The sequence below is a fragment of the Serratia sp. MYb239 genome (assembly GCF_002966855.1).
GTDB lineage: Bacteria > Pseudomonadota > Gammaproteobacteria > Enterobacterales > Enterobacteriaceae > Serratia_B > Serratia_B rhizosphaerae.
The window spans coordinates 2,418,710-2,443,404 of sequence record NZ_CP023268.1 but is presented as its reverse complement, the minus strand read 5'-3'; the positions used below and the strand labels follow the sequence as shown (position 1 = coordinate 2,443,404).

The following is a 24,695-nucleotide window of genomic DNA, read 5'->3' as shown; positions in this document are numbered from 1 at the left end:
ACTTGTTGTATTAATTTAAAATAAAAACACTTCCTAATGGCGAAAGTACATTCTTCCCCCCATAAAAAAAAGCGTTTTTTTCTTAAAAACCGAAGTTATAAGGTAAATAGCAAAGATAGAGAGGACGTTGCATGAGGGATTATTGAATTGCGGTTATTGAATACTAAGTGAGGTGCAATGAAATGGAGGTTCTTTAACAGCCCGCTCTACAATCAAGCGGGCTTTTTTGTGCCTTCTGCCTGTGCCGTTAACCAACGGTCAGCACAATTTTGCCGATATGCTTACCGCTGTCCATTTCCTGATGTGCGCGCGTTACCTCGTCCAGCGCCCAGGTCTGGTAGATCAGCGGCGGGCGGCACTGGCCGCTTTCCAGCAGCGGCCAGACGTGCTGCTGCAGCTCGCGGGCAATCTGCGCTTTTTCCTCTTTGCTGCGTGCGCGCATGGTGGAGCCTGTCACCCGCGCACGCTTCAGCACCAGCTTCATCAGGTTAGCCTTTTCCGCCTCGTTGCCGCCGAGGAAGCCGATAATAATCAGCTGGCCGTCCTTTTTCAGCACCTCAATATTCTGGTTAAAGTAACTGCCGCCCATAATATCCAGCACCGCATTAACGCCTGCGCCATCGGTGTGCTTCTCAATCGCCGCAACAAAGTCATCGCGGCGGTAGTTGATGCCGATGCCGCCCAGTTCGGCGATGGCGGCGCATTTCTCATCGCTGCCGGCGGTGGCGTAGGCGGTAATGCCCAGCGCCCGGCACAGCATCAGCGCGGAGGTGCCGATGCCGCTAGTGCCGCCGTGAATCAGTACGCTGTCGCCCGGCTTCACCCGCTGGTCGGCCAGCAGGTTGGCCCAGACGGTAAAGAAGGTTTCCGGCAGCGCCGCCGCCTGCTCCATGCTGAACCCCTGCGGTATCGGCAGCAGTTGGGTTTCCGGCACCACGCAGTATTCGGCATAGCCGCCGCCGTCGGTCAGCGCGCAGACGCGTTCGCCAAGGGCGAAACGCGTCGCCCCTTCCCCGCATGCCACGATCTCGCCGGCAATCTCCAGCCCGGGAACCGGCGTGACGCCGGCAGGCATCGGGTATATTCCCTGCCGCTGCATAATATCAGGGCGATTAATCCCCGCCGCCCGGACGCGGATCAACACTTCACCGGCGCCGGGGCGCGGCAGCTCGGCGCTGACTACCTGTAACACCTCGGGGCCGCCGGGTTCGCGGATAATGATTTGCTTCATACTGGTCGGCAGCGTCGTGCCGTTCGCTTCAACTGACATCTGTGTATCCCGTTTTACGTTAACTCTGTTACCATTTAGCTTAAACTTGGTACACGCAAGCCACAAATGCCAGTTTTAGAATTCATTGTTGCAATATTGGAACGTAAAGATGCAGAACCTGGATGATATGTATTACTTTGCCCGCGTGGTCGAACACGGTGGCTTCAGCGCCGCCGGGCGCGCGTTGGGCATTCCCAAATCACGGTTAAGCAGACGTATCAATGCGCTGGAAGAGCGGCTGGAGATCAAACTGATTAACCGCTCCACCCGGCAGTTTTCCGTCACCGAACTGGGGCACGCCTACTACCGCCACTGTATGGAGTTGACTGCGGCGGCGGAGGCTGCGCAGGCCATCGTGCACCAGAGCCAGACCGAACCGAAAGGCGGCATCCGCATCGCCTGCCCGACGGCGTTGCTGAACTTCCTGGTGACCGGCATGCTGGCGCGCTATATGAAACGCTATCCGAACGTCGAGATTTATCTGGAGAGCACCAATCGCCAGGTGGATATTCTGCGGGAGGGTTTTGACCTGGCGCTGCGTATCGACGTGCCGCCGCTGCCTGACAGCGGGTTGGCGAGCAAACGGCTGTCGCCCTGCACCTATCAGCTGGTCGCCAGCCCGCAGCTGCTGGAAACATACGGTACGATCGGCGATCCGGCGGCGCTCGACCGCTATCCCAGCCTGTCGGTCTCCACCGCCTATCAGTCGCACGAATGGCAACTGCACGGCCCCGACGGCGCGGAACGTCGTATCCGCCACAGCCCTAATCTGGTGACCGACGATATGATCACCCTGCGCCGCGCGGCGCTGGAAGGCCGCGGCGTGGTGCAACTGCCGACCTTTGTGGTGTACAAGGATCTCAAACGCGGCAAACTGAGCACAGTGCTGCCGGCCTGGCAGCCGAAGCCAGCGGAGGTAAACGCCCTGTTTCCGTCGCGGCGCGGTCTGATGCCCGCCATCCGTAGCCTGCTGGATGCGCTGACGGAAGAGTTCGCCCATATTGACGTGGCCGCGCTGTACGCCCGTTACCAGCAAAGCGGCGACGGCGACGCCTGTATTCTGATGGATGAATCCTGACGCCGTGTGCATTGCCGGGCAGCAACGCTAGCCGATAACCAGGATACCTAAGCGCTCCATCAGCTGCGACGCCTGCTCGCTGTCCAGTTTGACCCCTTGCAGATCAACGTTGCGCAGGTCCAGCTCGCCCAGTTCCGAATTGGTCAGGTCGCAGTGGGTAAAATCGGCGGCGCGCCAGTCGAACGAAGCAAACTCGCCGCCGGAAAGGTCGGAGCCGCTGAAATTTGCCCCCAGAATCTGAGCGCCGTTCCAGCGGTTTTCCCACAGTTCGCACTTCTCCAGCACCACTTTTGAAAAGTTGGCGTAACTCAGGTTGCTCTTGGTGATGTAGGCGCTGCAAAACCAGCTGCGTGAGGTGATCATGTTCATAAAGCTGGCGCCGCGAAAGTCTGCGCCCTGCGCTCGGCATTCACGGATTTCAATGCCTAACGCGCTGACGTTTCTGAAGTCCGTCATGGATAAATCACAGCTTTTGAAGCTGGCGTCCTTCAGCTGCGCCCGGCTGAAGCGGCACCCTAACCGGCTGTCGCGGTCGTAGAACGTGCAGCCGATAAACTCGCTGCCGGTCAGGTCCGCCCCCGAAAAGTCACAGTTGTGAAAGGTCGCATTTTCAACTTTTGCACCGGTAAAGCGGTTGCGGTCAATCTTTTCGCCATCCAGGGTCAGCGTCATAGCAAATACCTGTTTATCCATACATGAGTTGCGTATTGTAGCCCCCTTTTTGCCGCCGGGTAAACTGGTTAATAGCGCCCGGCCTGTGCTATTATTCGCCACGTTTCCTTTTCCCATCTCACCCTGAGGCATTGATGCTGGAGCATGTAATCATCTGATAATTGGTTTCCCATTTCTCTGAAAACGGGACTGATTATCACCACGCTAAAACTTTTTACGCTGACACCCGGTGTCGGTTCGTTTTTGCATATGATGATTACAGGTAATTAACAGCATGAATATCTCCCGTCAGGAACAGCGGACGCTCCACGTCCTCGCCAAAGGCGGACGCATCGTCCACACCCGGGCCGCCTCCGGCCGCGTAATCGCAGTGGAATGTTACAGTCGTGAAGGACTGCTGCTGAGCGACTGCACGCTTACGGTATTCAAAAAACTGCGGACGAAGAGACTGATTAAGTCAGTCAATGGCCAGCCGTACCGCATCAATACCACCGGCTTGGCGCACGTCCGCGCACAGCTCGACAACCGTTAAAACCCCATTGCCTACCGGCGCGATCGGCTCCGCCGGTAGGCTTATTGACGTGACAGCAATATCTATCAGGTAACGATATGAACATAACCATTAGTTTAGAAACCCCGCAGGATATCCCCCAGGTGCAGCAGGTGATTGCTGATGCTTTCGGCTCCCACGAAGAAGCGGCATTGGTGAATCAGCTGCGCCAGGACCCGGGCTGGCTTCCAGCGCTGTCGCTGGTTGCCAAAGACCGCCATGGTGCGGTTATCGGCCACGTTGTCTGCACCCGCGCCAGCGTCGGCGCACATCCGGCGGTAACGTTGGCGCCGCTGTCGGTGCATCCGGCACATCAGGGTTCCGGCGTCGGCAGCGCACTCATGCTGGCCTGCATTGAGGCGGCGCGCGCCGCCGGCGAGAAAATCATCACCGTTCTTGGGCATCCGCTGTATTACCCGCGTTTTGGCTTTATACCGGCGGCCGGCTGTGGGGTGACCTGCCGCCTCAATAACGGCCCTGACGACGCCAAAATGGTGATGTCACTGGATGGCGCGCCGATTCCGCCCGGCGAAATGGGGTTTTGCCGCCCGATGACCGAGGCGATTCAGGCCTATCAGCCGGCGGCGGATAACCCGTCGGCAGCGCGTTAAGCCCTCCGCCCGCAGCGCCTGATAATAAGGCGCTGTTTTTTCGGTCGACATAGGCGAACCAGTATTGAAACGGCACGGAGATTAGGTAGTATCCGCTGTGCGAATTATGCACAGCGGCATAGTGAACAAGGACAGGAAGGATTCTTAGGGATGAGCAAACGTTCAGATATACTCGACGGAAAATACGCTGCGACTGAAAAATATGGTCTGGTTTATACAGAAGTACTCGGTTGGATTGATCTAGGCCATGCGCAAGGAACTGATATTCATGCTTTGCTGAATAAGCTAGCCCGTGGAGAATTATCCGGACATAAATACTATGATGTGACTTATTCTCAAGGCATGAGAGACCCATTTAACTTAATCCGCTCGGGTAAAATGATAACGTGGCGTATCAGACGTGGCCGCCCTTTTTGGGAGCAAAAAAGCATCGCGTTGGCTATGATGATGACACTGGCGCGAAAGTTTGAGGCTTTCCAGGGCACATTCCCTATCAACTTTGTGACTGACAGCGGATACAGCGGTGAAGATCTGGTTTCTGATTTGCTCGGTTTTTATCGCGCCGTGTCGATTCAGAACCCTTTTCCTATGCTGCGCCCGGTCAGCAAGGTGGAAGCGCTAAGACGCTGGGATCATTACGGAAAAATTGGCGCATGGAAAAACGAAGAATTTAAACCGCTATTGTTTCCCGACCCGAAAAAATTTCCTTATGCCAGACCACGTAAAGGCATGCTACCGCCGTTTATGCAAACGATCGTACCCTATAAGGATTTTTTATCGGGGAATGTGATTTTACCACGCCGTGATAAAACGTTTTTCGTTATAGGTACAGGTAACGGCAGGATGAAACTATGAAGACGTTTAGAATACTGACAATCGTGCTCGTTGCCATCGGCGCTATGTTCGCCTTCGCCTGGCCCTATATAAAAATGGAATTTGCCGGTAGCGCATACTATACCCAGCAAGATAGTCGGGAATATGCGTTCTACACGCCTGAACTGCTGAAAAACATGCCGCGTATCGCGGAGCACTATAGCTTTGAGTTTGGTAACGTCAGCGGGCCGGAGGCGCAGGTCTTTACCGTTAGATTCGACAACGCAACGGATACAAGCAAAATTCGCAGTTACCTAGCGTCTGCGGGCTATCAACCACAGTCTCGATGCGACGTTGAAGCAGAGTGCTGGCGCACTCCGCAGTCCAAAGATGTTGTGACCTTAATTAAATATACTTCGCCAAATAGCGTTGTGGTTCAAATCTACCGCAGTCCGCATACCGAGTAAGCCTGATGGGTTTCCCCTCATTCATTTTGAACAATGGCGGCAAGCGCTTTTTCAGGGTGTCGATCGGCATAACGGTTATGGGTATGGTTTTATTTTTCGCCTGGCCGTATATAAAAATGGAGTTTGCCAGCAGCGCATATATACCCAGAAAGAGCGACTGAACGGTCATCGCCAGCCAGCAGGCCAAATCCAAACGTAGCAATGTGATCAGCACTGCCCCTTGGCGTCGGGAAGAGATACACTGGTGAAAACAACAAGATTAAGGGAATGAAAATGCGCCAGAGAGTCATCGTGTGCCCGGTGATACAAAACAACGGCGAGTATCTGCTGGCTAAAATGGCCGCCGATCGCGGGGTTTTCCCGGGACAATGGGCTTTGCCCGGCGGCGGAATGGAACCCGGCGAAACCATGGAAACCGCGCTAAGGCGCGAAATCATGGAAGAATTAGGCGAAAAACTCTGCATCACTGATGTTAAACCATGGGCGTTTCGTGATGATATCCGGACCAAAACCTATCCGGATGGAACCACCGAAGAAATTTACATGATTTATCTGATATTTGACTGTGTGAGCACCAACAGGAAGATTACGTTTAACGAGGAGTTTCAGGACGTTATCTGGGTGCCGGCCGAAGCGCTGAAAAGCATGGATTTGAATGAAGCGACCCGGTTCACGTTTGCCCAGAAGGGGCTCATTTAGCGCGCCAGCCCTGACCTTCACGGCTTAAGGGCAAAAAGGCCGGCAGCGCTATCACGCCAACAGGCAAACCCGCGCCTCGTAAGGGCGCAAAGTATGTGACACCGTAACATCAGGATCATTCCCCAAGCTTGTCCATAAGGCTACGCGGATAAATCTGGTACACCACCGCCTCTTTCCACCACCGTTGTTTCATGCCTGCTCCTTCGGTTAGTGCGCCTGCTCGGAGGGAAGCTGGCGCGGGAACGCCCGGCCGTAATGATCAAACAGATAGCAGCACTCCACCGGCAGCCGCACGCCGACGGTCTCGCCCGCCGTAATCGGCGAACGCTGCGGGTTGCGCAGCACCCAGGGCTCGCCGGCGTTGCCATTGTCCAGGTAAAGGTAGGTCTCGTTGCCCATATGTTCGACAAACATCACCTCGCCCTGATATTCACACTCCTCTAGCCGGCCGCCGCGGATATGCTCCGGGCGGATGCCGAGGTTGACGCTTTGCCCTTCCGCCGCCTGCGGCGTCGCCACAGGCAGCACCAGCTGCTTGCCGTTATCCAGCTCCACCACGCTCTGCCGTTCGCCGGCGCGCTTGAGCACCGCCGGGATCAGGTTCATTTTCGGCGAACCGATAAACTGCGCGACAAACTCATTGGCGGGATGGTCATACAGCTCCAGCGGCGTGCCGACCTGTTCGATATGCCCTTTGTTCAGCACCACGATGCGGTCGGCCAGCGTCATCGCCTCCACCTGATCGTGGGTGACGTAAATAATGGTGGCGCCGAGGCGCTTATGCAGCGCGGCCACCTCCATCCGCATCTGTACGCGCAGCGAGGCGTCCAGGTTGGACAGCGGCTCGTCAAACAGAAACAGTTTGGGTTCGCGCACGATGGCGCGGCCGATCGCCACCCGCTGGCGCTGGCCGCCGGACAGGTCTTTCGGCTTGCGGTCGAGCAACTGCTCCAGCTGCAGCACGCGCGCGCTGTCGCGCACCCGGCGGTCAATTTCGCTTTTGCCGACCTTCGCCAGCTCCAGCGCAAAGGCCATATTCTGATACACCGTCATATGCGGATAGAGCGCGTAAGACTGGAAAACCATGCCGATGCCGCGTTCCGCCGGCGAATCGTCGTTAACGTAGTTACCGTCGATATACATGCCGCCGCCGCTGATCGCCTCCAGCCCGGCGATCATCCGCAGCAGGGTCGATTTGCCGCAGCCGGACGGGCCGACGATCACCACGAATTCGCCGCTGTTGATCTGCAGATCCAGCGATTTAATCACCTCGGCGTGGCTGCCGTAGCGTTTTTGCAGTTTTTCCAGCGTAAGTTGCGCCATAAGGGTCTCCTGTTCGCGACGTCGATGGCGGCGGAGCGACGTGCGCCCCGCCGCAGCGGCTTATTTCAGATAGTCCAGCCACGGGCTCTGGCGGGCGATCATCAGATCCACCAGCTCCGGGATGGCGCGGCACTTATCGTTCACCGAATCCACCAGCAGCGCCTGGATCACCAGATCGCGCGAACCGTTGATCACCGCCTCGGCGGTCAGGTCGTGCACCGCAATCTGGTTGCTGAGCAGCCCGCCGATACCGGCCGGCATCTCCACCTTAATGCCGTGAATGCCCTTCTTGTCGACGATCGCCGGCACCTCCACCGCGATAAACGCCGGCAGCTGTTTGATAAAGCCGCGATTGGGAATATTTACCGCCGCCTCTTCATAACCGGCGTCGGTCAGCATGCCTTCCATAATCGGCACCACGCGCTCTTTCAGCTTCAGTTCAATGCGCGGTTCGACGTGGCCGAGATAGTTGCGGTAGAAGGTGTAGAAATCGAGAATGCCACGGTGATCGCTCACCTCGTAGGCCCAGCGGATATACTCGCCGAAGTGGCTATCGCCGGTGATCGGCAGGTGGTGGAACTTCTCCAGCACCTCTTTGAACAGCGTGCGGTCCGCCCACGGATAGAGGCTGTCTTTGCCGCCGAGCGCGTCGCGTTCGGTGCTGCCTTCCGTCTCCACCAGTTTGCCGTACTGGCGGGTGTAGGCCAGAATATCGCTGTAGCCCGGCAGGCGCTCAAAATAGCCCGGCGCTTTGGCGCGCACGTCCGGATAGGCGTCGCGGCCGCTGTCTTTGTAGCTGGCCTCCAGCAGTACGCTGAAGTGGTTCAGGCCGGCGGCGCGCAGCTGCAGGTTGCTGAACGGCGTGCCGAGCATTTCCGGCAGATAGCGCTCCAGCGAGGCGATTTCGTGGCACATGCCGACAAAATTCAGTTCGGGGAACTTACGCTGCACCGTGGTGCAGATGCGGCTCATAGGGTTGGAGTAGTTAAACACCCAGGCATCCGGGCAGATGTCGGCAACGTCGGCACAGATATCGAGGATCGGCGGGATAATGCGCAGCGAATGGAACAGCCCGCCCGGCCCGCCGTTTTCACCGTAAACCTGCTGGATGCCGTACTGCTGCGGGATCTGCCAGTCCTGATCCCACAGGGCGAAGCGGTCGCCGACTTCGATGGAGATAATCACGAACTCGGCGCCCTGCAGCGCGCTTTTGCGGTCGGTGGTGGCGCTGACGCTGAACGGCAGATCCTGCGCCGCCAGGAAGTCGCGCGCGGTCTTTTCAGTTACCGCCAGCGAGGCGGGGTTGATGTCGTGCAGCACAATCTCACTGCCGTACAGCGTCTTGCTCTGGAAGATATCCCCCAGCGTACCGAAGCCGAACTGTGCGCTGCCGGCACCTACCAATACGATTTTTGTCGCCATTGTTTTTTCCTCTTACCTCAGGGTTAGTCGATATATCAGCCTTTTACGGCACCGTTCGTTAAGCCGCTGACGATGCGACGCTGGAAGATCAGCACCAGCACCACGATCGGCAGCGTGACAATCACCGAGGCGGCCATAATCGCCCCCCACGGCAGTTCAAACTGCGAGGCGCCCTGCAGCATGCCGATAGCCACCGGCACGGTGCGTTTGCCGCTGGAAATGACAAACGTCAGCGCGAACATAAATTCATTCCAGGCGCCGATAAACGCCAGCAGCCCGGTGGTCACCAGCGACGGCCCCATAATCGGCGCGAAAATGCGGCTGATAATGGTCCAGGTGCCGGCGCCGTCGACGATCGCCGCCTCCTCCAGCTCCAGCGGGATGGATTTCATAAAGGTGGTCAGCACCCAGACGGTGAACGGCAGCGAAAAGGTGGCGTAGGACAGTACCAGCGCCCCCAGCGAGTCATACAGTCCGAGAAAACGCACCAGCTCAAACATGCCTGACAGCACCGCCACCTGCGGAAACATCGACACGCATAAAATGGTGAACAGCAGATACTTGCGCCCGCGGAACGAGATACGCGCCAGCGCGAACGCCGCGGTGATCGACACCAGCAGGCACAGCCCCACCGTGACGCCGGCCACCAGTATCGAATTCAACAGGCTGCGGGCGATGCCGTTCTCCATCAGCGCGGTGACATAGTTGCCCCAGTGCCAGGCGTCCGGCAGATAGGCGACGCGGAACAGATCCTGCCCGCCGCGCAGCGAGGTAATCAGCGCATAGTAGAAAGGAAACAGGCAGATCACGCTGGCCAGCGCCGCACCGGCGTAGATCATCGCGCGATGGCCGAACTGCTGTTGTTGCCGCGTCAGTTTCATGCGCGTTTCTCCTTATCGTTCAGACGGGACAGCGTCAGGAAGCAGGCGGCGATGCCGGCCACCATCATAAAGACCAGTACCGAAGCGGCCGAACCGGCACCCATCTCCTGGTAGCTGACCATCTGGTCGCGGGCATAGCCGGAGACCGATACCGTGGCCTCGCTGTTGGAGGTCAGCACGTAGATCAGGTCAAATACCCGCAGCGCATCCATTACCCGGAAGATCAGCGCCACGATCATCGCCGGCATAATCAGCGGCAGCGTAATGCGGCGGAAGCGCTGCCAGGCGTTGGCGCCGTCCACCCGCGCCGCCTCATACAGATCGCCGGGAATCAGCTGCAGCGCCGCCAGCAGCATCAGCGCCATAAACGGCGTGGTTTTCCACACGTCGGCGATCACCACCGCCCACATCGACAGCCCCGGCTCGGCCACCCAGGCCAGCGGCGTATCGATCAGACCGATTTTCAGCAGCAGGTCGTTCACCACGCCGTACTGGTCGTGGAACATCCAGCCCCACATTTTGGCGGAGACGATGGTCGGAATGGCCCACGGCACCAGAATGGCGGTGCGCACCAATCCCTGCCCACGGAATTTCTGATTCATCAGCAGCGCCAGCAGCATGCCGAACAGCAGCTCCAGCGACACCGACAACAGACTGAAGCGCAGCGTATTGCCCACCGCCTGCCACCACAGCGGGTCCGCCAGCACGCCGTAACTGCGTTCGTCGGCCAGATCGAGATAGTTGGCGAAACCGACAAAGCGCCATTCGCCCGGCATATCCAGCATGGCGTCGGTAAAGCTGTAAAACAGCGTGCGCAGCAGCGGCCAGCCGGCGATCGCCAGCAGTAACAGTAAGGCGGGCGCGACCAGCAGCCAGGCGATGCGGCTGCGTTTTTGCTGATAATTCAGTTTACGGCGCGTTTGCGCGCGCTTTTCCAGCGGAGGATGGGCCACCGTCAGAGACAAAGGTTGCGTATCGCGTTTCATGGCATAAGGCTCCTGATGGTTAATCGGCGGCGCTTAGCGCCATCCCCGGGCGCGAATGCGTTCCAGACGCGCCTGCAGCGTCTGCACGGCATCGGCGCCATCGCTGTCGCGACGCAATACGTTGAATGAGGTGTTGTAAATCGCCTTGGAGACCTGGGCGTATTTGCGTTGCGTCTGGGTTGCCGGCCGCGGCGTGGCCTTGGCCAGAATGCCGCTGAAGGTTGCCAGATACGGCGCCTGCGCCAGCACCTGCGGATCCTGATACAGCGCCTGGCGTGACGGCGCCCAGCCCAGCAGCGCCTGCGCTTTTTTCTGCGATTCGGCATCGCTGACGATTTTCAGCAGCGCCACCGCCGCCTGCGGATTTTTGGTGTAGCTGCTGATCGCCCACTGCCAGCCGCCCAGGGTGCTGACCGACTGGCCGTCGACGCCGCCCGGCACCGGCATCACGCCCACTTTGCCGCGTATCGCGCTGCTTTTATCCTGCGTCAGCACATAGGCGTACAGCCAGTTGCGCATAAACACCGCATCACCGTTCTGAAACAGCGCGCGCCCCTCTTCCTCCATATAGCCCAGCACGCCGGGCGGCGCGATGGTGCCGACCCAGCCGGCGGCCATCTCCAGCGCCCGCGCCGCGCGCGGATTGTTGATGGTGATGTTGCCGTCGGCGTCGATAAAGGTGCCGCCGCCCTGCGACGCCACCCACTCCAGCGCGTTGCAGGTCAGCCCTTCATAAGATTTGCCCTGAAACACCAGACCCCAGAGGCCTTTATGCCCGTTCTCACGCTCCGCCTGCTGAATGCGCGCGGCGATACGCGTCAGCTCGGCCCAGGTTTTCGGTGGCTGTTCGCCGTACTTCTCCAGCAGGTCTTTGCGGTAGTAGAGCGCGCCGGTGTCCATATAGGCGGGAATCGCCTTAACGCGGCCGTTCACCATGTCGTTGCGCCAGGCGGCGGGAAAAAAGTCCTGCTGCATATCGCTGACGTATGGCGTCAGATCGAGCAGATGTTTATTGAGCACGCCGATCCACACCGTGTCGGCCTGGAACAGATCGATGGCGTTGGCGTCTCTGGCGGCAAACAACTGCTGAAACAGCGACAGCTTCTCGTCAGAGGCGCGGGGTAAATCGATAAAGGTCAGGGTGTGCCCGGTCTGGGCTTCAAACCGCTGTTTGACGTAATGGCAAAACTCACGTCCTTCTTTGCTGGGCGAGCACTCCATCCTCAGCGTATCGGCCTGCGCCAGCGCCGGCAGCAACGCCAATGAGCAGGCGGTCAGGTTTAACAACAGTTTTCTCATGGCGTCCCCTGTGCGGAATCAATCGGCATAGGTGCACGCTATCGGCTGGGCGTCATTGGCGGAAATTGTTTTTCGCACCTACGATATAGAAATCTTCTATATCAACAGCGGAAAACATGATCGTGGACAAAATTCTGCGCCAGTTTATCGAAGTCGCCATGTTTAAAAATGTGAGTCATGCAGCAAACAAACTCTGCCTCAGCCAGCCGACGCTGACGCATAACATGAAGAAACTGGAAGAAAATCTGGGCGTGCAGCTGCTGGAGCGCACCTCCAGCGGCGTGACCACCACCCAGTATGGCGAGCTGCTGCTGGAGCAGGCGCAGATGATGCAGCGTATCTATGATAATACGCTGCTGAAGATGGCGGCGATCAAAGCGCGTCAGGCGCAGAGCCTGCGTATGGGCAGCGGCCACGCCTGGTGGTATATGTTCGTGCGCGACTGCTTTAACCGTTACCGCGAGCAGCACGCGACGGTCAATATCCATATTGACCTGGGCAACCACCTGCGGCTGATGGATCTGCTGTTAGGCGGTGATATCGACCTGTTTATCGGCCATGAAATTCAGGGGCTGAACCCGAAGGCCGGCATTACCTTTCTGCCGCTGTTCGCCACCGCCGACACGCTGTTCGCCCGTCAGGATCATCCGCTACAGGGGCGCGCCGTGCGGCCGGACGATCTGCTGGATTACCCCTGTGTAGAGCTGACGCCGGATGAAACCCGCTATCAGCATATGGTGGCGGATATGCAGCAGAAGAAGCTGACGCGCAACCGCCAGCATCTGGCGGAGCGGGTGATCTGGTCCACCAACTCGATGATGTCAGCGATTGATATGGTAAATGATTCTGACGCGGTGATGCTGACCTATCCCCGCTGTATGGCCGGCTACTTTGCCCGCTACGGCATTGCACCGCTGAATATGGAATCCCACAATGTGTGCACCGTGGGTATGTATCTGATACGGGAAAAGGCGGACGCGCCGCAGGTTCAGCAGATGCTGGCGCTGATGCGCCAGCATATCGAACGGCTGGGGCCGCAGCTTCAGTAGTCGCGACCGGCGGATTCGCTCAGCGCCTGATACAACGGCCTGGCGTTGCCGGGGCCGACTACCAGTTGGTACTCAACGCCGCCCTGTGTGTCCGGCACTTCCAGCAGGGCCTTGATGCCCTCCAGCCCGGCGATGCCGTCCCGGTTCAGCCTGCCATCTTCTTTAAGCGAAACGCGGATACGGCTGGCGCAGTAGCGCAGGCGATCCACATTCTGCGCACCGCCGAAGGCCGCCAGCAGTACGTCGGCCAAATTCACTAACGTCATAACCCCTCCGTCAAGCGTGATAACCCGATCAGCATGCGCCGCGACGGCACAAAAGTGAAATTGATTTGCGCGGCGTAAATATAGATTTTTTCTATGGGCTGCGCGCAGCAATTACGCCGAAGCCTCCTTATCCTCCGTCAGCTGCTGCTGGCGCTGCCTCATGACCACCACCTCCTGCGGACTGGAGAGATGCACCTGCTCCTGACGCAGCAGCTTGAGGATATTGAACAGCAGCTCGCTTTTGGTGGCGCCGACCATGCGCGGGCTGGCGACATAGCCGGTAACGCTGAGGATAATGCCCTCCGGGCCGAGCTGGCTGAAGCGCACATAAGGCGCCGGCGACTCCTGAATCGCCTCATATTCCTGGTAGGCGGTCAGCAGCAGGTTGCGCACCTGCTCGGGGTCGATCTCGGTCGGGAAGGTCAGCGCGATGGTCACCACCCCCTGCGCGTTGCCCATGGTGGCGTTACGCACGTTCTGCGAAATCAGCTGCGAGTTCGGCACGATCATGGTGGAACGGTCGCTGAGCTGGATCTCGGTAGCGCGCACGTTGATGCGCCGCACGTCCCCTTCCACGCCGCCGATGCCGATCATATCCCCCACTTTCACCGGCCGTTCGGTCAGCAGTATCAGGCCGGAAATGAAGTTCTTCACAATCTCCTGCAGGCCGAAACCGATACCCACCGACAGCGCACTGACGATCCAGGCCAGGTTATTCCACTGGATGCCCAGCGCGGCCAGCGTGATCAGAATCAGCAGCACATAGCCGACGTTGGTGAACAACGTCACCAGCGAGGCGCGAATACCAACGTCGTTAATGGTTTTCGGCAGCAGTTCGTTATTCAGCCAGCGGCTGCTGGCGCGCAGAATATAGCCGCCTATCAGCAGGCAAATCAGCGCGTTAATCAGATTGCCGGGCACGATATGCAGCTTTTTCAGCCCTTCGCCGCTGAGAATGGCGACGATTTTTTCCAGCAGCGAGTTCGGCGTGGTGGTGCCGAAGGTGCCGTTGAGCAGCGCCACGATCATCAGCAGCAACAGCCCGCACTTAAAGGCGGCGGTAAAGACGATGGTCAGCTGTTCCAGATGGCGCTCGCCAAGGCCGAGCGAGCGCATCAGCGAACGGCCGCTGGCGGTATGCGACGAGAAAATGGCGCTCCAGACGTCGGTGGAGAACTGAATCAGGAAATAGAACGCCATCAGCACCAGCGTCGTCCAGATCGCCTGATAAATCAGGAAACGGGCAAACGAGATATAACCGATGAGCAGCGCCAGCAGCACCACTAACGACACCAGCAGCGTGGCGAGCTGCGCCAGTCCGCCGATCATCGAGCGTTTTTCCAGCTGTTCGCCCTGGCGTTCGCTGCGCTGGCGCAGACGATGGGCGCGCAGCGTTATCGCCAACAGCACCAGCGCCATCAGCGCAGCCAGCAGGCCGTTGCTGAAAATGGTGGAACCAAGGCTGGCGCCAATCACGTTGTTAATCAGTTCGACCGTGCCGAACGCCAGCACCAGCGCCGCCAGCAGCGGCGAGAAGTTACGCAGGCCGGCGGCGATGGTGTCGTCAATGGCAGGCAGACGCCAGGAGGGACGACGGTTGGACAAAAATGCCCTTCCCAGACCGGCGATCAGCGCGCAGAAGATGCCCAGACGGGTGAAGCCGTCGGCAAAGTCCTGCAGCATCGATGACAGTTCGGTCGCGCGGGTGAACGCCTGATACAACAGATTAAGCGCCAGCGCGGTAGTGCACAGCGTAATCAGCGCGGTGCCGAGTGCGGTAAAGCTGCGGCGCAGGCGGCCGTCCGGCAGATAGCGGATGCTGAACCAGGCGAGCGCCTGTTCGGAGAAATAGCGTCCCAGCGACCAGATCACCCCGGCCAACAGCAGCAGGCCGGCGGTGCCGTAACGCCACGGCGCCTGCCAGCTGGCGTCCCAGACGGCGCGCAGTTCAGCGGCGAACTCCGTTAGGCGCTGTTTGTCCTGCGGCTGCGGCGCAATCACCGGCGTCCAGAACGACAGGCTGAGCACGCTGCCGGAATTCAGCGCCAGTTGAGACTTGAACGCCACGCGGCGTAAATCGCCGATCTGCTGCGTCAGCTCATGGGCGCTGCCGCGAATGGCCTGCGAACGTTTTACCGAATCATCCAGCAGCTTTTTACTGTTGTTCAGACTGTTACGCTGTTGCGCCACCGCGGCGGTTTCCGCCTGCGCACCCGGCGCCGGCGGTGGGCCGAGCACATCCAGCTGCCCTTTCAGCTTCTCCTGCATCGGCTGCAGGTCGGTCAGAAACTGTTCGGTATTGCCCGCCAGCTGCTGCGTACGCTCCTGCAGTTTGCTCAGTTGGTTATCGGTGGTGGCTTTGGAAACCTGTTGCTTAATATCGTCCAGCTCTTTTTGATAGTTTTTCAGCGCTGCGGCAATATCCTGCTGGCTCAGTTCGGCCCGCTCGGCAGGCTGCGCCTCTTCGGCGGCATAGCCGCTGTGCGGCGACAGCGGCAGCCCGAACAGCACCAGTAGCAACAGAACGATCTGTAACGGCCTAATCATAAATCTCGATGCCCAACATAGTTGATAGATAGATAAAACAGATGAGACAGCCGGGCTATCCCGTCTATAACAATAAACCGAGATTATGATAGCTGCTTAATGATAGGCAGAACATCGGAATCCTGCGCGCTGTGCGCAGAGCGGTAACGCAGGCCGTCAGCGCTGCGATTTATGGCGTTTTCGTTCACCGCGCCGGCCGACAAAGCGCCATATTACGCCCAGCAGCACCAGAGTGCCGGAGAAAGTCAGCAGCAGGCTGATAAAGAATTCGGATTCACCGGTGGAGGAAAAGTAGATCTCATTGATGCCGACGGAGATCATCAGGATGGCATACAACAAAACAAAAATTGAAATAATCATGATAGCAACACACTGTGCAACCGCATCCAGGTTAGGTCGTTACGATCTCCTCCCCGTAATACGCAGTGTGATTGCGGGGAGGAGCTGACTGGGTGGATCGTTAAGATTCATTTAGTCGTCCCATTTGATGCTCATATAGGCTGCCAGCAGTCCCAAGGTGCTGATCAGGCCCAGAAAGCCGAGAAATACCGTCATGTTTCCCATTTTCATATCCTCAAGTTAAGTGTTTTCGATAGTGACCTCGCGTCGTCGCATTAAGAGTTTCAACCTCCCTATCCTTGATGGCATAAGTTGCCGTTTCAGATGTGCGGTGCTGGTGGTTTGATGGCAAAAAAACCGCCCCGCTACGCTGTTTATGCGGCGGGTCGTCAGGAGAGTAACCAAAGAGGGAGTGCAGGAAGCCTATCTCCGCGTCCAGGTTTTAGCACTATACAACGTATCTGAATGAAATATCAGAAGTTACCTTGGGCTAAACCTTAATCCGATCAAGCCTGTCTTAACCTTGGGCATCTCTCGATGTCGTCAGATCAGTAACCTGTGTTTGTATAGGAGCCTCGCCAAACGAGATATCGCTATAAACGTCGCGGGGATTATAAGCAGGATTGATTTATGTTGCCGATAAATATGCCTTTTGTTTAGGCGATGTTTAATAACCGCCGCTAACGCCTGACTCACCGCTCCTCTTTCGGTGTTTGGCTACAAAAAATCAGGCAATCTCCTATTTTGCTATAAAAAATGCAAACCGCTAATTAAAAAATTTATGCCACGGTTTATGTTGTCCGTTCGCAGGAACAGCGTTTTTTATATCAATCATGGATAGAAAACATGGCACTATACGGAAAGTTTATAGTTAATGATGCGGATTATTCACCGCTGACTCTTTATGGTATCGGTACGTTTCTCGCCTTCTCCGGCAACGGGAATTACCGGAACGCACCGGGGTGCGAAGCAATCCCCGACAACGGCCCAATTCCGGCGGGGAAATACTGGATTGTGGATCGCCCCTCTGGGGGCGTCAGGGAGCCAATAAAGACGTGGTTTAGTGACGTGGTAAACCGTCACTTATATAACGTGCCAACGAGTAAAAATGACTGGTTCGGACTATTCAGGGACGATGGTTCGATAGACGATTACACATGGATAAACGGGGTTAGGCGAGGAAACTTTAGACTACATCCGGGCACTCTGTCCCTTGGCTGCATTACGTTAAAACACCACTCGGATTTTGCTGCAATTCGTACCGCGTTGCTTAGAACTAAGACAGTCCCCGTCAGAAATACGAGATTTCGTGCTTATGGTATGATTGATGTGATTAGCCACGGAGAATGCAAGGTAAACGGATGAAAAAGTCATTTTTAATACTGGCAAAGATAGCTGTTTTCATCGTATTAATGATAATTATGGGTGCGTGGTTACCATATTACTACTTCATTAGAGTAAACATGAGTCATATCATGTCATTGGATACTGCAATATATATAACGGATATTATCGGTGGATATCCAGAGCCATATGATCTTGCAGCGCTATTAATTGCATTTGCTTTAAATGTTCTTATATCAATAGTGTGTTGCAAGTTGATCTTCATGTTAGCCCGGCGATTGAAAAAAACAATTTCCCCGTCAAATTAAATCATGGCCGGTTAACACCGGCCGTTTTCCATCCGAGCGCCCGGGGAAACTACGCCCGGGCGTGTTCATATTCACGCTAGATTATACCGGCCACCACGCGCCGATCGCCACTCTCAGGCCTGCGGGTGTTACCTGCCTCATCCTGTCACTTCCGGGGTAAAAGCAATAACAATAAAATCAACATATTGAAAAGCTACGCCTATCGCAGCCATAGGTTAATAAAATCACCGGGGTAAACTACGATTAAGGAGCATCCGGCAGCGACAGCGCCGGATACGGTATGAGCGCCCCACGCCGGGGCGCCCTTTCATTAACGGGTATATGGCGCCCGCAGCGGCGCCGAGTCAAACGCCACACGGCTAAGCAAGGTTAATTATGGCACGCACTACCCCTATCGAACGTTACCGCAATATCGGCATCTCGGCACATATCGATGCCGGCAAAACTACCACCACCGAGCGGATTCTGTTTTACACCGGGGTCAGTCACAAGTTGGGCGAAGTGCACGACGGCGCAGCAACGATGGACTGGATGGCACAGGAACAGGAGCGCGGGATCACCATCACCTCGGCGGCGACCACCTGCTTTTGGAACGGCATGGAACATAATTATCCGCAGCACCGCATCAATATTATCGACACCCCGGGACACGTCGATTTTACCATTGAGGTCGAGCGCTCGATGCGCGTGCTCGACGGCGCGGTGATGGTTTATGACTCGGTGGGCGGCGTTCAGCCGCAGTCGGAAACCGTCTGGCGGCAGGCCAATAAATATCATGTGCCGCGGCTGGCATTCGTCAACAAGATGGATCGCGTCGGCGCCAACTTTTTCCGCGTGCGGCAGATGATGATCGACCGCCTGAAGGCCAACCCGGTGCCGATTGTCATTCCGATCGGCGCTGAAGATAACTTCAGCGGCGTGGTGGATCTCATCCGCATGCAGGCCATTTTGTGGGACGATGCCAGCCAGGGCATGACCTTCCGCTTTGAGGCCATTCCCGCCGAGCTGCAGGCCGAGGCTGACGAATGGCGGGAGAAAATGGTGGAAGCCGCCGCCGAAGGTTCGGAAGCGCTGATGGAGAAATACCTGGCCGGCGAAGCGCTGAGCGAGGCGGAGATTACCGCCGGCCTGCGTGCGCGCACCATCGCCGGCGAAATTCAACCCATGCTGTGCGGTTCGGCGTTCCGCAATAAAGGCGTGCAGCGCATGCTGGACGCGGTAATAGAATTGATGCCCTCGCCGCTCGACGTACCGCCGATGGAAGGCCACGATGAGGATGATCGGATCGTGGTGCGCCATGCCGACGATGAGGAAAAATTCTCGGCGCTGGCGTTCAAACTGATGACCGATCCGTTCGTCGGCCAACTGACGTTTGTGCGCGTCTACTCCGGCGTGCTGGCGAAAGGCAGCAGCGTCTACAACCCGGTGAAAGGCAAGAAAGAGCGCATCGGCCGCATCGTGCAGATGCACGCCAACGACCGCAAAGACGTCGATGAGCTGCACGCCGGCGATATCGCCGCCTGCGTCGGGCTGAAGGACGTCACCACCGGCGATACGCTGTGCGATCCCAACGCGATTATCACGCTGGAGCGTATGGTGTTTCCGGAGCCGGTGATCGCCCAGGCGATCGAACCGAAAACCAAAGCCGACCAGGAGAAGATGGGCATTGCGCTTCAGCGCCTCTCTTCCGAAGATCCGTCGTTTCGGGTACGTACCGATGAGGAGTCCGGTCAGACCATTATTTACGGTATGGGCGAACTGCATCTGGAAATCATCGTCGACCGCATGCGGCGCGAATTCGGCGTGGACACCAACACCGGCAAGCCGCAGGTATCGTACCGCGAAACCATCCGCAGCAAAGTGAGCGATGTGGAAGGCAAATTCGTGCGCCAGTCCGGCGGTAAAGGCCAGTACGGTCACGTGGTGTTAACGGTCGAACCGAACGAAGCCGGCAAAGGCTTCGAGTTTTTCGATGAGATCAAAGGCGGCGTGGTGCCGGGGGAATATATCCCGGCGGTGAAAAAAGGCGTTCAGGAGGCGCTGAACAACGGCATTCTGGCCGGTTTCCCGGTGGTGGACGTCAAGGTGCACCTGACCTTCGGCTCTTACCACGACGTCGACTCTTCGGAGCAGGCGTTTCGCATGGCGGCGATTTTCGGCTTTAAAGAGGCCTGCCGTCAGGCGAACCCGGTGATCCTGGAGCCGATTATGAAGGTGGAAATAGAGACGCCGGAAGAGTATGCCGGCGGCGTGATGGGCGATCTGTCATCCCGCCGCGGTCAGCTGCAGGGCATGGAGGATATCGCCGGCGGCGGCGGTAAGGAGATCCATGCCAAAGTGCCGCTGTCCGAGATGTTCGGCTACTCCACCACCCTGCGTTCAATGACGCAGGGGCGCGCCACCTTTACCATGGAGTTCAGCCACTACGCGGAAGCGCCGCGCAATGTGGCCGATGAGATCATCAGCCAGCGCGCGCGTTAACCCCCTGTCTGCCGCCGTCGGCGGCAGACATTACGCCTTGCTGTCCAGCGAGACCACTACCGGCTCCGGCCGGATGCGCATGGCGTAAATCACCCCGATCATCAGACAGGCGATGCCGGCACTGGTCAGCAGCGGCGGCCAGCTCTGGCGCAGAATAAACGTGTAGGCCAACCCCGCCAGAATCTCGAACACGATCAGCGGCCCGACCAGCACCGTCGGTAAACGCTGGCTGGCTTCGTTCCAGCACAGCGTGCCGATCCACGAGCAAAAAATCCCGAGCACGACCATCAAAGCGACAAACACCCACGGTCTGGGGCCGAACGGCAAGGCAAACTCAGGCTGTGTCAGCGCCAGCTGACCACAGACCAGCAGATAACCGACCAGCGACAGTGGCAACGTCGCTACCCCCATTGCCGTCGCCCAAGTGGTCGGCCGCAGCTGCGGATGTTCGCGCAGCCAGCGCGCATTGCGCAGCGGATACCAGGTCCAGCAGGCTACCGCCAGCAGCGCCAGCGCCAGACCGCTGACGTAGCGCCAGAGATCCACAGGCACCGTGCTGCTGTGCAGTTCCGCGACGTTAACCAGCACCAGCCCCAAGGCGATAAGCAGCAACGCCGGTGTCAACCGTCGCCAGGAGAGCCGCCCTTCATGACGGCCGTAACACAGGTTGGCGGTGACCGACATCACCACCGGCAAGGTGCCGATAATCATGGTGGAAATCGGCGCGCCGGTGCGTTGGATGGCGCTGGCCAGACACACGTAATACAACAGGTTACCGATGGCGGTAAACTTCAGCGCTTCCAGCCAGTCCTGACGCCGCAGCTTTTTCAGCCGCTGGCGATCGAGCCAGGCCAGCGGCAGCGCGATCAGGCCAAACGCCAGATAGCGACCGGTGGACTGCAGCGCTGCAGGGTAATCCGGCACGATCAGCGGCCCGACGAAAATCAGCCCCCACATCAGCCCGGCAGACAGCGCAAACATAATCCCTAAAAACATGGTGACTCCATAAAAAGAGCCAGAGCGCATACGATAACGCTCTGGCAGTGTGCGAATAACCGGTAATGGGTGCCAATCTAACGCAATTAGGCATGGCTGGCTTGTAGCAAATTGCTGTTTTAAAAGTTATCAGGCAGAGAATACCTGTTTTTGATAACCGGCGGGAGTGACACCGTAACGAGCGGCGAAGGCGCGCGTCAGGTGCGCCTGATCGCTCAGCCCCACCGCCGCCGCGACCTGTGCAGCCGGCACCCCCTGCGTCAGCAGCTGTTTGGCACGATACAGGCGGATCGCCATCAGCATCTGGTGCGGCGTTACGTGGAATTCCGCCTTGAATTTACGTTGAAAGTGGAACGGGCTGAGCATCACCAGCGCGGCCAGCTGCGCCAGCGTCACCGGTTGGGCGTAGTTGTCCCACAGATACTCCCTCACCACCGCGAAACGGTGGGCGGTTTCAGAACGCGTCGGCCGCGCAAGCCGCGCGTGGGGGCGGAACGTATCGACGATATCCAGCAGCAGGCCGTCCTGCGCCAGCGGATCGTCTGTCCGCCACAGCGCGCTCAGCGTCACAGCAATGCGCTGAGAAGCCTGCGGATCGTGACGTACCGCATCGCTGAACCACATGTCCGCCTCGCCGCTGATTTGCGCCAGCGTGGCCGGTTCCAGATAGATCATGCGGTAATGCCAGCCGCCGTCGCTGGCGGATTCGCCGGTATGCAGTTCATCGGGATTCATCAGCACCAGCGAGCCGGGCGCCGCCAGATGCTGCGCACCCTGATAGCGAAAACGCTCCGCGCCCTGCACCACGGTGCCAATGCCGAAGGCATCATGCGTATGGGGCGCGAAGGCGTAGCGATCGATATAGGCATGATAAAGCTCTACCCCGGCATGCTGCGACAGATGGCGAAAATGGGCATGATCTTTTTTATCGGGGAATCTGTCGGGTACGCCTTGCATATCAGAGCATCCTGTTGGCAAAAAAATCCTGTAGCGATCATAGTAAAGAATTGCCTGGTTTTTGAGTAGTACGTTCACATCCTGTGCGTTGCCGGAGCGAAAAACCACACTGGGCTAGAATTAGCCTGGCGAACATGCCACTCTAGACGACTGGTCTAATCCCACTGAAGGAACCCATGATGAAAATTCTAATGGTGCTCACATCGCATGACCAACTGGGCGATACCGGCAAAAAAACCGGCTTCTGGCTGGAAGAGTTTGCCGCGCCCTATTATATCTTCAAGGATGCCGGCGTGCAGCTGGTGCTGGCTTCGCCGGCCGGCGGACAGCCGCCGCTGGACCCGAAGAGTAATGAAGAGGAATCGCAAACCGCCGATACCCGCCGTTTTGTCAACGACGCGCCGGCGGTAGCGGCGCTCTCTTCCACCCGGAAACTGGCGCAGATCGTGCCGCAGGAATTTGATGCGGTATTCTATCCGGGAGGTCACGGGCCATTGTGGGATTTGGCCGAAGACCACCACTCCATCGCGCTGATCCAGGAGACGCTGGCGCACGGCAAGCCGGTGGCCACCGTGTGCCATGCGCCGGGCGTGCTGCGCCATGTCAAGGATTCACGCGGTCAGCCGTGGGTGAAAGGCAAGTCCGTCACCGGCTTCAGCAACAGCGAAGAGGATGCGGTCGGTCTGACTGACGTCGTTCCGTTCCTGGTTGAAGAGGTGTTGAAACAAAATGGCGGCCGCTATAGCAAAGGCGAGGACTGGGCATCGTACGTGATCACCGACGACCTGCTGGTGACCGGCCAGAACCCCGCTTCCTCGGCGGCCACCGCCAAAGCGCTGCTGGCGCTGTTGAATCAGAAGTAAGACATTAAAAAGAGGCCATATGTACCCAAATACGCAATTATTTATCGATGGTGAATGGCGCGACGCCGTCGCCGGTAAAACCCTGACCGTCACCAACCCGGCCACCGATGCCGTTATCGGCCAGGTGGCGCACGCCGGCGAAGCCGATCTGGAGCTGGCACTGGCCGCCACCGAGCGCGGTTTTAAGCTGTGGCGTGAAACCTCCGCCCACCGCCGCACCGCCATTATGCGTCAGGCGGCGGTGCTGCTGCGTGAACGCGCCGGTGATATCGCCAAAGTGATGACCGCAGAGCAAGGCAAGCCGGTCGCGCAGGCAAAAGCCGAGATCCTCGGCGCCGCCGACGTGATCGACTGGTTCGCCGGCGAAGCCAGCCGCACTTACGGCCAGATCATTCCGTCGCGCCAGCAGGACGTTCAGCAGCAGACTCTGAAGCTGCCGGTCGGCCCGGTGGCCGCCTTCACGCCGTGGAACTTCCCGATTAACCAGATCGTGCGCAAGCTGTCCGCCGCGCTGGCGGCCGGCTGCTCGATCATTGTCAAAGGCCCGGAAGAGACCCCTGCCTCGCCGGCCGCGCTGATTCAGGCCTTCGTCGACGCCGGCATTCCGGCCGGCGTTATCGGCCTGGTGTACGGCACGCCGGCGGAGATCTCCGAATACCTGATCCCGCATCCGACCATCCGTAAAATTTCCTTCACCGGTTCCACCCGTGTCGGTAAACATCTGGCGGCGCTGGCCGGCCAGCATATGAAAAAAGCCACCATGGAGCTGGGCGGTCACGCGCCGGTGCTGATTTTCGACGATGCCGATCTGGATGCCGCGGCCAAAGAGCTGGCGGCCTCCAAGTTCCGCAACGCCGGGCAGGTGTGCATCGCCCCGACCCGTTTCCTGATCCAACAGGGCGTTTACGAAGCCTTCGTTGAGAAGTTTACCGCCGAAGTGAATAAACTGGTGGTGGGCAACGGCCAGGAGGACGGCGTCACCATGGGACCAATGGTGCTGGGCCGCAGCGTCGACGCGATTGAGACCTTTGTTGAGGACGCGATTGCCACGGGTGCCAAGCTCACCACCGGCGGGAAGCGTCTGGCCGGCAACGGTAATTTCTTTGCGCCGACCGTACTGCGCGACGTGCCGCTGAACGCGCGCGCCATGTCGGAAGAGCCGTTTGGCCCGGTGGCGCTGCTGCGTCCGTTCAACGACTATGACGAAGCCATCGCTGAAGCCAACCGCCTGCCTTACGGGCTGGCGGCGTATGCCTACAGCCGCAACATCGCCACCGTCAACGCGCTGGGTCGCGATGTCGAAAGCGGTATGCTGACCATTAACCATATCGGCTTCGGCCTGCCGGAAACGCCGTTCGGCGGCGTGAAAGACTCCGGCCACGGCACCGAAGGCGGCAGCGAAGCGATCGAAGCCTATCTGGAAACCCGCTTCGTCACCGTCGCCGGCCGTTAATTTACCCTCGCCCGTGCGATA

The 24,695-nt window shown here is 58.1% G+C and carries 24 protein-coding genes and 1 riboswitch; of the genes, 11 read left to right on the top strand and 13 right to left on the bottom strand.

Going from position 1 to position 24,695, the window contains the following annotated elements; genetic code table 11:
- Window positions 1-247 precede the first annotated feature (247 nt).
- Window positions 248-1,231: an NAD(P)H-quinone oxidoreductase gene (locus CLM71_RS11755; protein ID WP_199776412.1), complete on the bottom strand. Its 984-nt coding sequence runs from the start codon at window positions 1,229-1,231 to the stop codon at window positions 248-250.
- 148 nt (window positions 1,232-1,379) lie between these two features.
- Here CLM71_RS11755 and CLM71_RS11750 point away from each other — a divergent pair, with 148 nt between their 5' ends.
- Window positions 1,380-2,348: a LysR substrate-binding domain-containing protein gene (locus CLM71_RS11750; protein WP_105231162.1), complete on the top strand. Its 969-nt coding sequence runs from the start codon at window positions 1,380-1,382 to the stop codon at window positions 2,346-2,348.
- A 27-nt stretch (window positions 2,349-2,375) separates the two neighbouring features.
- Here CLM71_RS11750 and CLM71_RS11745 read toward each other — a convergent pair whose 3' ends face one another.
- Window positions 2,376-3,020 (bottom strand): Qnr family pentapeptide repeat protein, encoded by a 645-nt coding sequence (locus tag CLM71_RS11745; RefSeq protein WP_105233346.1) that lies wholly within the window; start codon window positions 3,018-3,020, stop codon window positions 2,376-2,378.
- Window positions 3,021-3,294: 274 nt separating this feature from the next.
- On the opposite strand from CLM71_RS11745, the gene CLM71_RS11740 reads away from it, so the two are divergent.
- The 5 genes from CLM71_RS11740 (at window position 3,295) to nudI (ending at window position 6,160) form a co-directional block, all read left to right on the top strand.
- Window positions 3,295-3,552, top strand: a complete 258-nt coding sequence (locus tag CLM71_RS11740; RefSeq protein WP_105231161.1) for a YjhX family toxin — start codon at window positions 3,295-3,297, stop codon at window positions 3,550-3,552.
- A gap of 77 nt (window positions 3,553-3,629) precedes the next feature.
- Window positions 3,630-4,181, top strand: a complete 552-nt coding sequence (locus tag CLM71_RS11735) for a GNAT family N-acetyltransferase (protein ID WP_105231160.1) — start codon at window positions 3,630-3,632, stop codon at window positions 4,179-4,181.
- A 150-nt stretch (window positions 4,182-4,331) separates the two neighbouring features.
- Entirely contained in the window at window positions 4,332-5,036 is a 705-nt protein-coding gene (locus tag CLM71_RS11730) for a hypothetical protein (RefSeq protein ID WP_105231159.1), read from the top strand.
- Window positions 5,033-5,461 carry a hypothetical protein gene (locus tag CLM71_RS11725; protein WP_105231158.1) on the top strand — a complete coding sequence of 143 codons (429 nt, stop codon included), beginning with the start codon at window positions 5,033-5,035 and terminating at the stop codon, window positions 5,459-5,461. The genes CLM71_RS11730 and CLM71_RS11725 overlap by 4 nt, the downstream gene beginning before the upstream one ends.
- Window positions 5,462-5,734: 273 nt before the next feature.
- Entirely contained in the window at window positions 5,735-6,160 is a 426-nt protein-coding gene (nudI, locus tag CLM71_RS11720) for a nucleoside triphosphatase NudI (protein WP_105231157.1), read from the top strand.
- A 207-nt stretch (window positions 6,161-6,367) separates the two neighbouring features.
- Here the strand turns inward: nudI and CLM71_RS11715 are convergent, their stop codons facing one another.
- Genes CLM71_RS11715 through CLM71_RS11695 form a run of 5 tightly spaced genes read right to left on the bottom strand, consistent with a single transcriptional unit; the run spans window position 6,368 to window position 12,071 of the window.
- Window positions 6,368-7,483 carry an ABC transporter ATP-binding protein gene (locus CLM71_RS11715; RefSeq protein WP_105231156.1) on the bottom strand — a complete coding sequence of 372 codons (1,116 nt, stop codon included), beginning with the start codon at window positions 7,481-7,483 and terminating at the stop codon, window positions 6,368-6,370.
- 60 nt (window positions 7,484-7,543) lie between these two features.
- On the bottom strand, window positions 7,544-8,905 hold the full coding sequence (locus CLM71_RS11710; protein ID WP_105231155.1) for an alpha-glucosidase: 1,362 nt from the start codon (window positions 8,903-8,905) through the stop codon (window positions 7,544-7,546).
- Window positions 8,906-8,940: 35 nt separating this feature from the next.
- A complete protein-coding gene (locus tag CLM71_RS11705) occupies window positions 8,941-9,786 on the bottom strand; it encodes a carbohydrate ABC transporter permease (protein ID WP_105231154.1) in 846 nt (281 codons plus the stop codon).
- Entirely contained in the window at window positions 9,783-10,772 is a 990-nt protein-coding gene (locus CLM71_RS11700) for a carbohydrate ABC transporter permease (protein ID WP_105231153.1), read from the bottom strand. The genes CLM71_RS11705 and CLM71_RS11700 overlap by 4 nt, the downstream gene beginning before the upstream one ends.
- A gap of 33 nt (window positions 10,773-10,805) precedes the next feature.
- Window positions 10,806-12,071 (bottom strand): ABC transporter substrate-binding protein, encoded by a 1,266-nt coding sequence (locus CLM71_RS11695; RefSeq protein WP_105231152.1) that lies wholly within the window; start codon window positions 12,069-12,071, stop codon window positions 10,806-10,808.
- A 116-nt stretch (window positions 12,072-12,187) separates the two neighbouring features.
- Between CLM71_RS11695 and CLM71_RS11690 the strand changes: the two genes are divergently transcribed.
- The gene (locus tag CLM71_RS11690; RefSeq protein WP_105231151.1) at window positions 12,188-13,120 is read left to right on the top strand and encodes a LysR family transcriptional regulator; all 933 of its coding nucleotides are present in this window, start codon (window positions 12,188-12,190) and stop codon (window positions 13,118-13,120) included.
- Here the strand turns inward: CLM71_RS11690 and CLM71_RS11685 are convergent.
- The 4 genes from CLM71_RS11685 to mgtS all read right to left on the bottom strand — a co-directional run bounded on the left by CLM71_RS11685 (window position 13,114) and on the right by mgtS (window position 16,497).
- Window positions 13,114-13,386 (bottom strand): PTS transporter subunit EIIB, encoded by a 273-nt coding sequence (locus CLM71_RS11685; RefSeq protein WP_105231150.1) that lies wholly within the window; start codon window positions 13,384-13,386, stop codon window positions 13,114-13,116. The genes CLM71_RS11690 and CLM71_RS11685 overlap by 7 nt on opposite strands.
- A 111-nt stretch (window positions 13,387-13,497) precedes the next feature.
- Window positions 13,498-15,933: a DUF3772 domain-containing protein gene (locus CLM71_RS11680; RefSeq protein ID WP_105231149.1), complete on the bottom strand. Its 2,436-nt coding sequence runs from the start codon at window positions 15,931-15,933 to the stop codon at window positions 13,498-13,500.
- A 156-nt stretch (window positions 15,934-16,089) separates the two neighbouring features.
- Complete coding sequence (locus tag CLM71_RS11675) at window positions 16,090-16,293, bottom strand: hypothetical protein (RefSeq protein WP_105231148.1); 204 nt, start codon at window positions 16,291-16,293, stop codon at window positions 16,090-16,092.
- 111 nt (window positions 16,294-16,404) lie between these two features.
- Complete coding sequence (mgtS, locus tag CLM71_RS23965; protein ID WP_145961125.1) at window positions 16,405-16,497, bottom strand: protein MgtS; 93 nt, start codon at window positions 16,495-16,497, stop codon at window positions 16,405-16,407.
- A 195-nt stretch (window positions 16,498-16,692) separates the two neighbouring features.
- Window positions 16,693-16,866, bottom strand: a riboswitch (M-box (ykoK) riboswitch).
- A gap of 252 nt (window positions 16,867-17,118) precedes the next feature.
- On the opposite strand from mgtS, the gene CLM71_RS11670 reads away from it, so the two are divergent.
- Window positions 17,119-17,637: a DUF2778 domain-containing protein gene (locus tag CLM71_RS11670; RefSeq protein ID WP_105231147.1), complete on the top strand. Its 519-nt coding sequence runs from the start codon at window positions 17,119-17,121 to the stop codon at window positions 17,635-17,637.
- 662 nt (window positions 17,638-18,299) lie between these two features.
- A complete protein-coding gene (gene fusA, locus CLM71_RS11660; protein WP_105231145.1) occupies window positions 18,300-20,405 on the top strand; it encodes an elongation factor G in 2,106 nt (701 codons plus the stop codon).
- 30 nt (window positions 20,406-20,435) lie between these two features.
- Here fusA and CLM71_RS11655 read toward each other — a convergent pair whose 3' ends face one another.
- The gene (locus tag CLM71_RS11655; RefSeq protein ID WP_105231144.1) at window positions 20,436-21,401 is read right to left on the bottom strand and encodes a DMT family transporter; all 966 of its coding nucleotides are present in this window, start codon (window positions 21,399-21,401) and stop codon (window positions 20,436-20,438) included.
- Between the two features lie 129 nt (window positions 21,402-21,530).
- Complete coding sequence (locus tag CLM71_RS11650) at window positions 21,531-22,358, bottom strand: AraC family transcriptional regulator (RefSeq protein ID WP_105231143.1); 828 nt, start codon at window positions 22,356-22,358, stop codon at window positions 21,531-21,533.
- Between the two features lie 179 nt (window positions 22,359-22,537).
- Here CLM71_RS11650 and CLM71_RS11645 point away from each other — a divergent pair, with 179 nt between their 5' ends.
- Complete coding sequence (locus CLM71_RS11645) at window positions 22,538-23,221, top strand: type 1 glutamine amidotransferase domain-containing protein (protein WP_105231142.1); 684 nt, start codon at window positions 22,538-22,540, stop codon at window positions 23,219-23,221.
- A 19-nt stretch (window positions 23,222-23,240) separates the two neighbouring features.
- Window positions 23,241-24,674, top strand: coding sequence for an NAD-dependent succinate-semialdehyde dehydrogenase (locus tag CLM71_RS11640; RefSeq protein ID WP_105231141.1), 1,434 nt, complete (start codon window positions 23,241-23,243; stop codon window positions 24,672-24,674).
- Window positions 24,675-24,695 lie beyond the last annotated feature (21 nt).

Excerpts from the sequence above, each read along its gene's own strand:
- CLM71_RS11755 (WP_199776412.1), bottom strand. The coding sequence starts at position 1,231 with ATGAAGCAAATCATTATCCGCGAACCCGGCGGCCCCGAGGTGTTACAG.
- CLM71_RS11750 (WP_105231162.1), top strand. The coding sequence starts at position 1,380 with ATGCAGAACCTGGATGATATGTATTACTTTGCCCGCGTGGTCGAACAC.
- CLM71_RS11745 (WP_105233346.1), bottom strand. The coding sequence starts at position 3,020 with ATGACGCTGACCCTGGATGGCGAAAAGATTGACCGCAACCGCTTTACC.
- CLM71_RS11740 (WP_105231161.1), top strand. The coding sequence starts at position 3,295 with ATGAATATCTCCCGTCAGGAACAGCGGACGCTCCACGTCCTCGCCAAA.
- CLM71_RS11735 (WP_105231160.1), top strand. The coding sequence starts at position 3,630 with ATGAACATAACCATTAGTTTAGAAACCCCGCAGGATATCCCCCAGGTG.
- CLM71_RS11730 (WP_105231159.1), top strand. The coding sequence starts at position 4,332 with ATGAGCAAACGTTCAGATATACTCGACGGAAAATACGCTGCGACTGAA.
- CLM71_RS11725 (WP_105231158.1), top strand. The coding sequence starts at position 5,033 with ATGAAGACGTTTAGAATACTGACAATCGTGCTCGTTGCCATCGGCGCT.
- nudI (WP_105231157.1), top strand. The coding sequence starts at position 5,735 with ATGCGCCAGAGAGTCATCGTGTGCCCGGTGATACAAAACAACGGCGAG.
- CLM71_RS11715 (WP_105231156.1), bottom strand. The coding sequence starts at position 7,483 with ATGGCGCAACTTACGCTGGAAAAACTGCAAAAACGCTACGGCAGCCAC.
- CLM71_RS11710 (WP_105231155.1), bottom strand. The coding sequence starts at position 8,905 with ATGGCGACAAAAATCGTATTGGTAGGTGCCGGCAGCGCACAGTTCGGC.
- CLM71_RS11705 (WP_105231154.1), bottom strand. The coding sequence starts at position 9,786 with ATGAAACTGACGCGGCAACAACAGCAGTTCGGCCATCGCGCGATGATC.
- CLM71_RS11700 (WP_105231153.1), bottom strand. The coding sequence starts at position 10,772 with ATGAAACGCGATACGCAACCTTTGTCTCTGACGGTGGCCCATCCTCCG.
- CLM71_RS11695 (WP_105231152.1), bottom strand. The coding sequence starts at position 12,071 with ATGAGAAAACTGTTGTTAAACCTGACCGCCTGCTCATTGGCGTTGCTG.
- CLM71_RS11690 (WP_105231151.1), top strand. The coding sequence starts at position 12,188 with ATGATCGTGGACAAAATTCTGCGCCAGTTTATCGAAGTCGCCATGTTT.
- CLM71_RS11685 (WP_105231150.1), bottom strand. The coding sequence starts at position 13,386 with ATGACGTTAGTGAATTTGGCCGACGTACTGCTGGCGGCCTTCGGCGGT.
- CLM71_RS11680 (WP_105231149.1), bottom strand. The coding sequence starts at position 15,933 with ATGATTAGGCCGTTACAGATCGTTCTGTTGCTACTGGTGCTGTTCGGG.
- CLM71_RS11675 (WP_105231148.1), bottom strand. The coding sequence starts at position 16,293 with ATGATTATTTCAATTTTTGTTTTGTTGTATGCCATCCTGATGATCTCC.
- mgtS (WP_145961125.1), bottom strand. The coding sequence starts at position 16,497 with ATGGGAAACATGACGGTATTTCTCGGCTTTCTGGGCCTGATCAGCACC.
- CLM71_RS11670 (WP_105231147.1), top strand. The coding sequence starts at position 17,119 with ATGGCACTATACGGAAAGTTTATAGTTAATGATGCGGATTATTCACCG.
- fusA (WP_105231145.1), top strand. The coding sequence starts at position 18,300 with ATGGCACGCACTACCCCTATCGAACGTTACCGCAATATCGGCATCTCG.
- CLM71_RS11655 (WP_105231144.1), bottom strand. The coding sequence starts at position 21,401 with ATGTTTTTAGGGATTATGTTTGCGCTGTCTGCCGGGCTGATGTGGGGG.
- CLM71_RS11650 (WP_105231143.1), bottom strand. The coding sequence starts at position 22,358 with ATGCAAGGCGTACCCGACAGATTCCCCGATAAAAAAGATCATGCCCAT.
- CLM71_RS11645 (WP_105231142.1), top strand. The coding sequence starts at position 22,538 with ATGAAAATTCTAATGGTGCTCACATCGCATGACCAACTGGGCGATACC.
- CLM71_RS11640 (WP_105231141.1), top strand. The coding sequence starts at position 23,241 with ATGTACCCAAATACGCAATTATTTATCGATGGTGAATGGCGCGACGCC.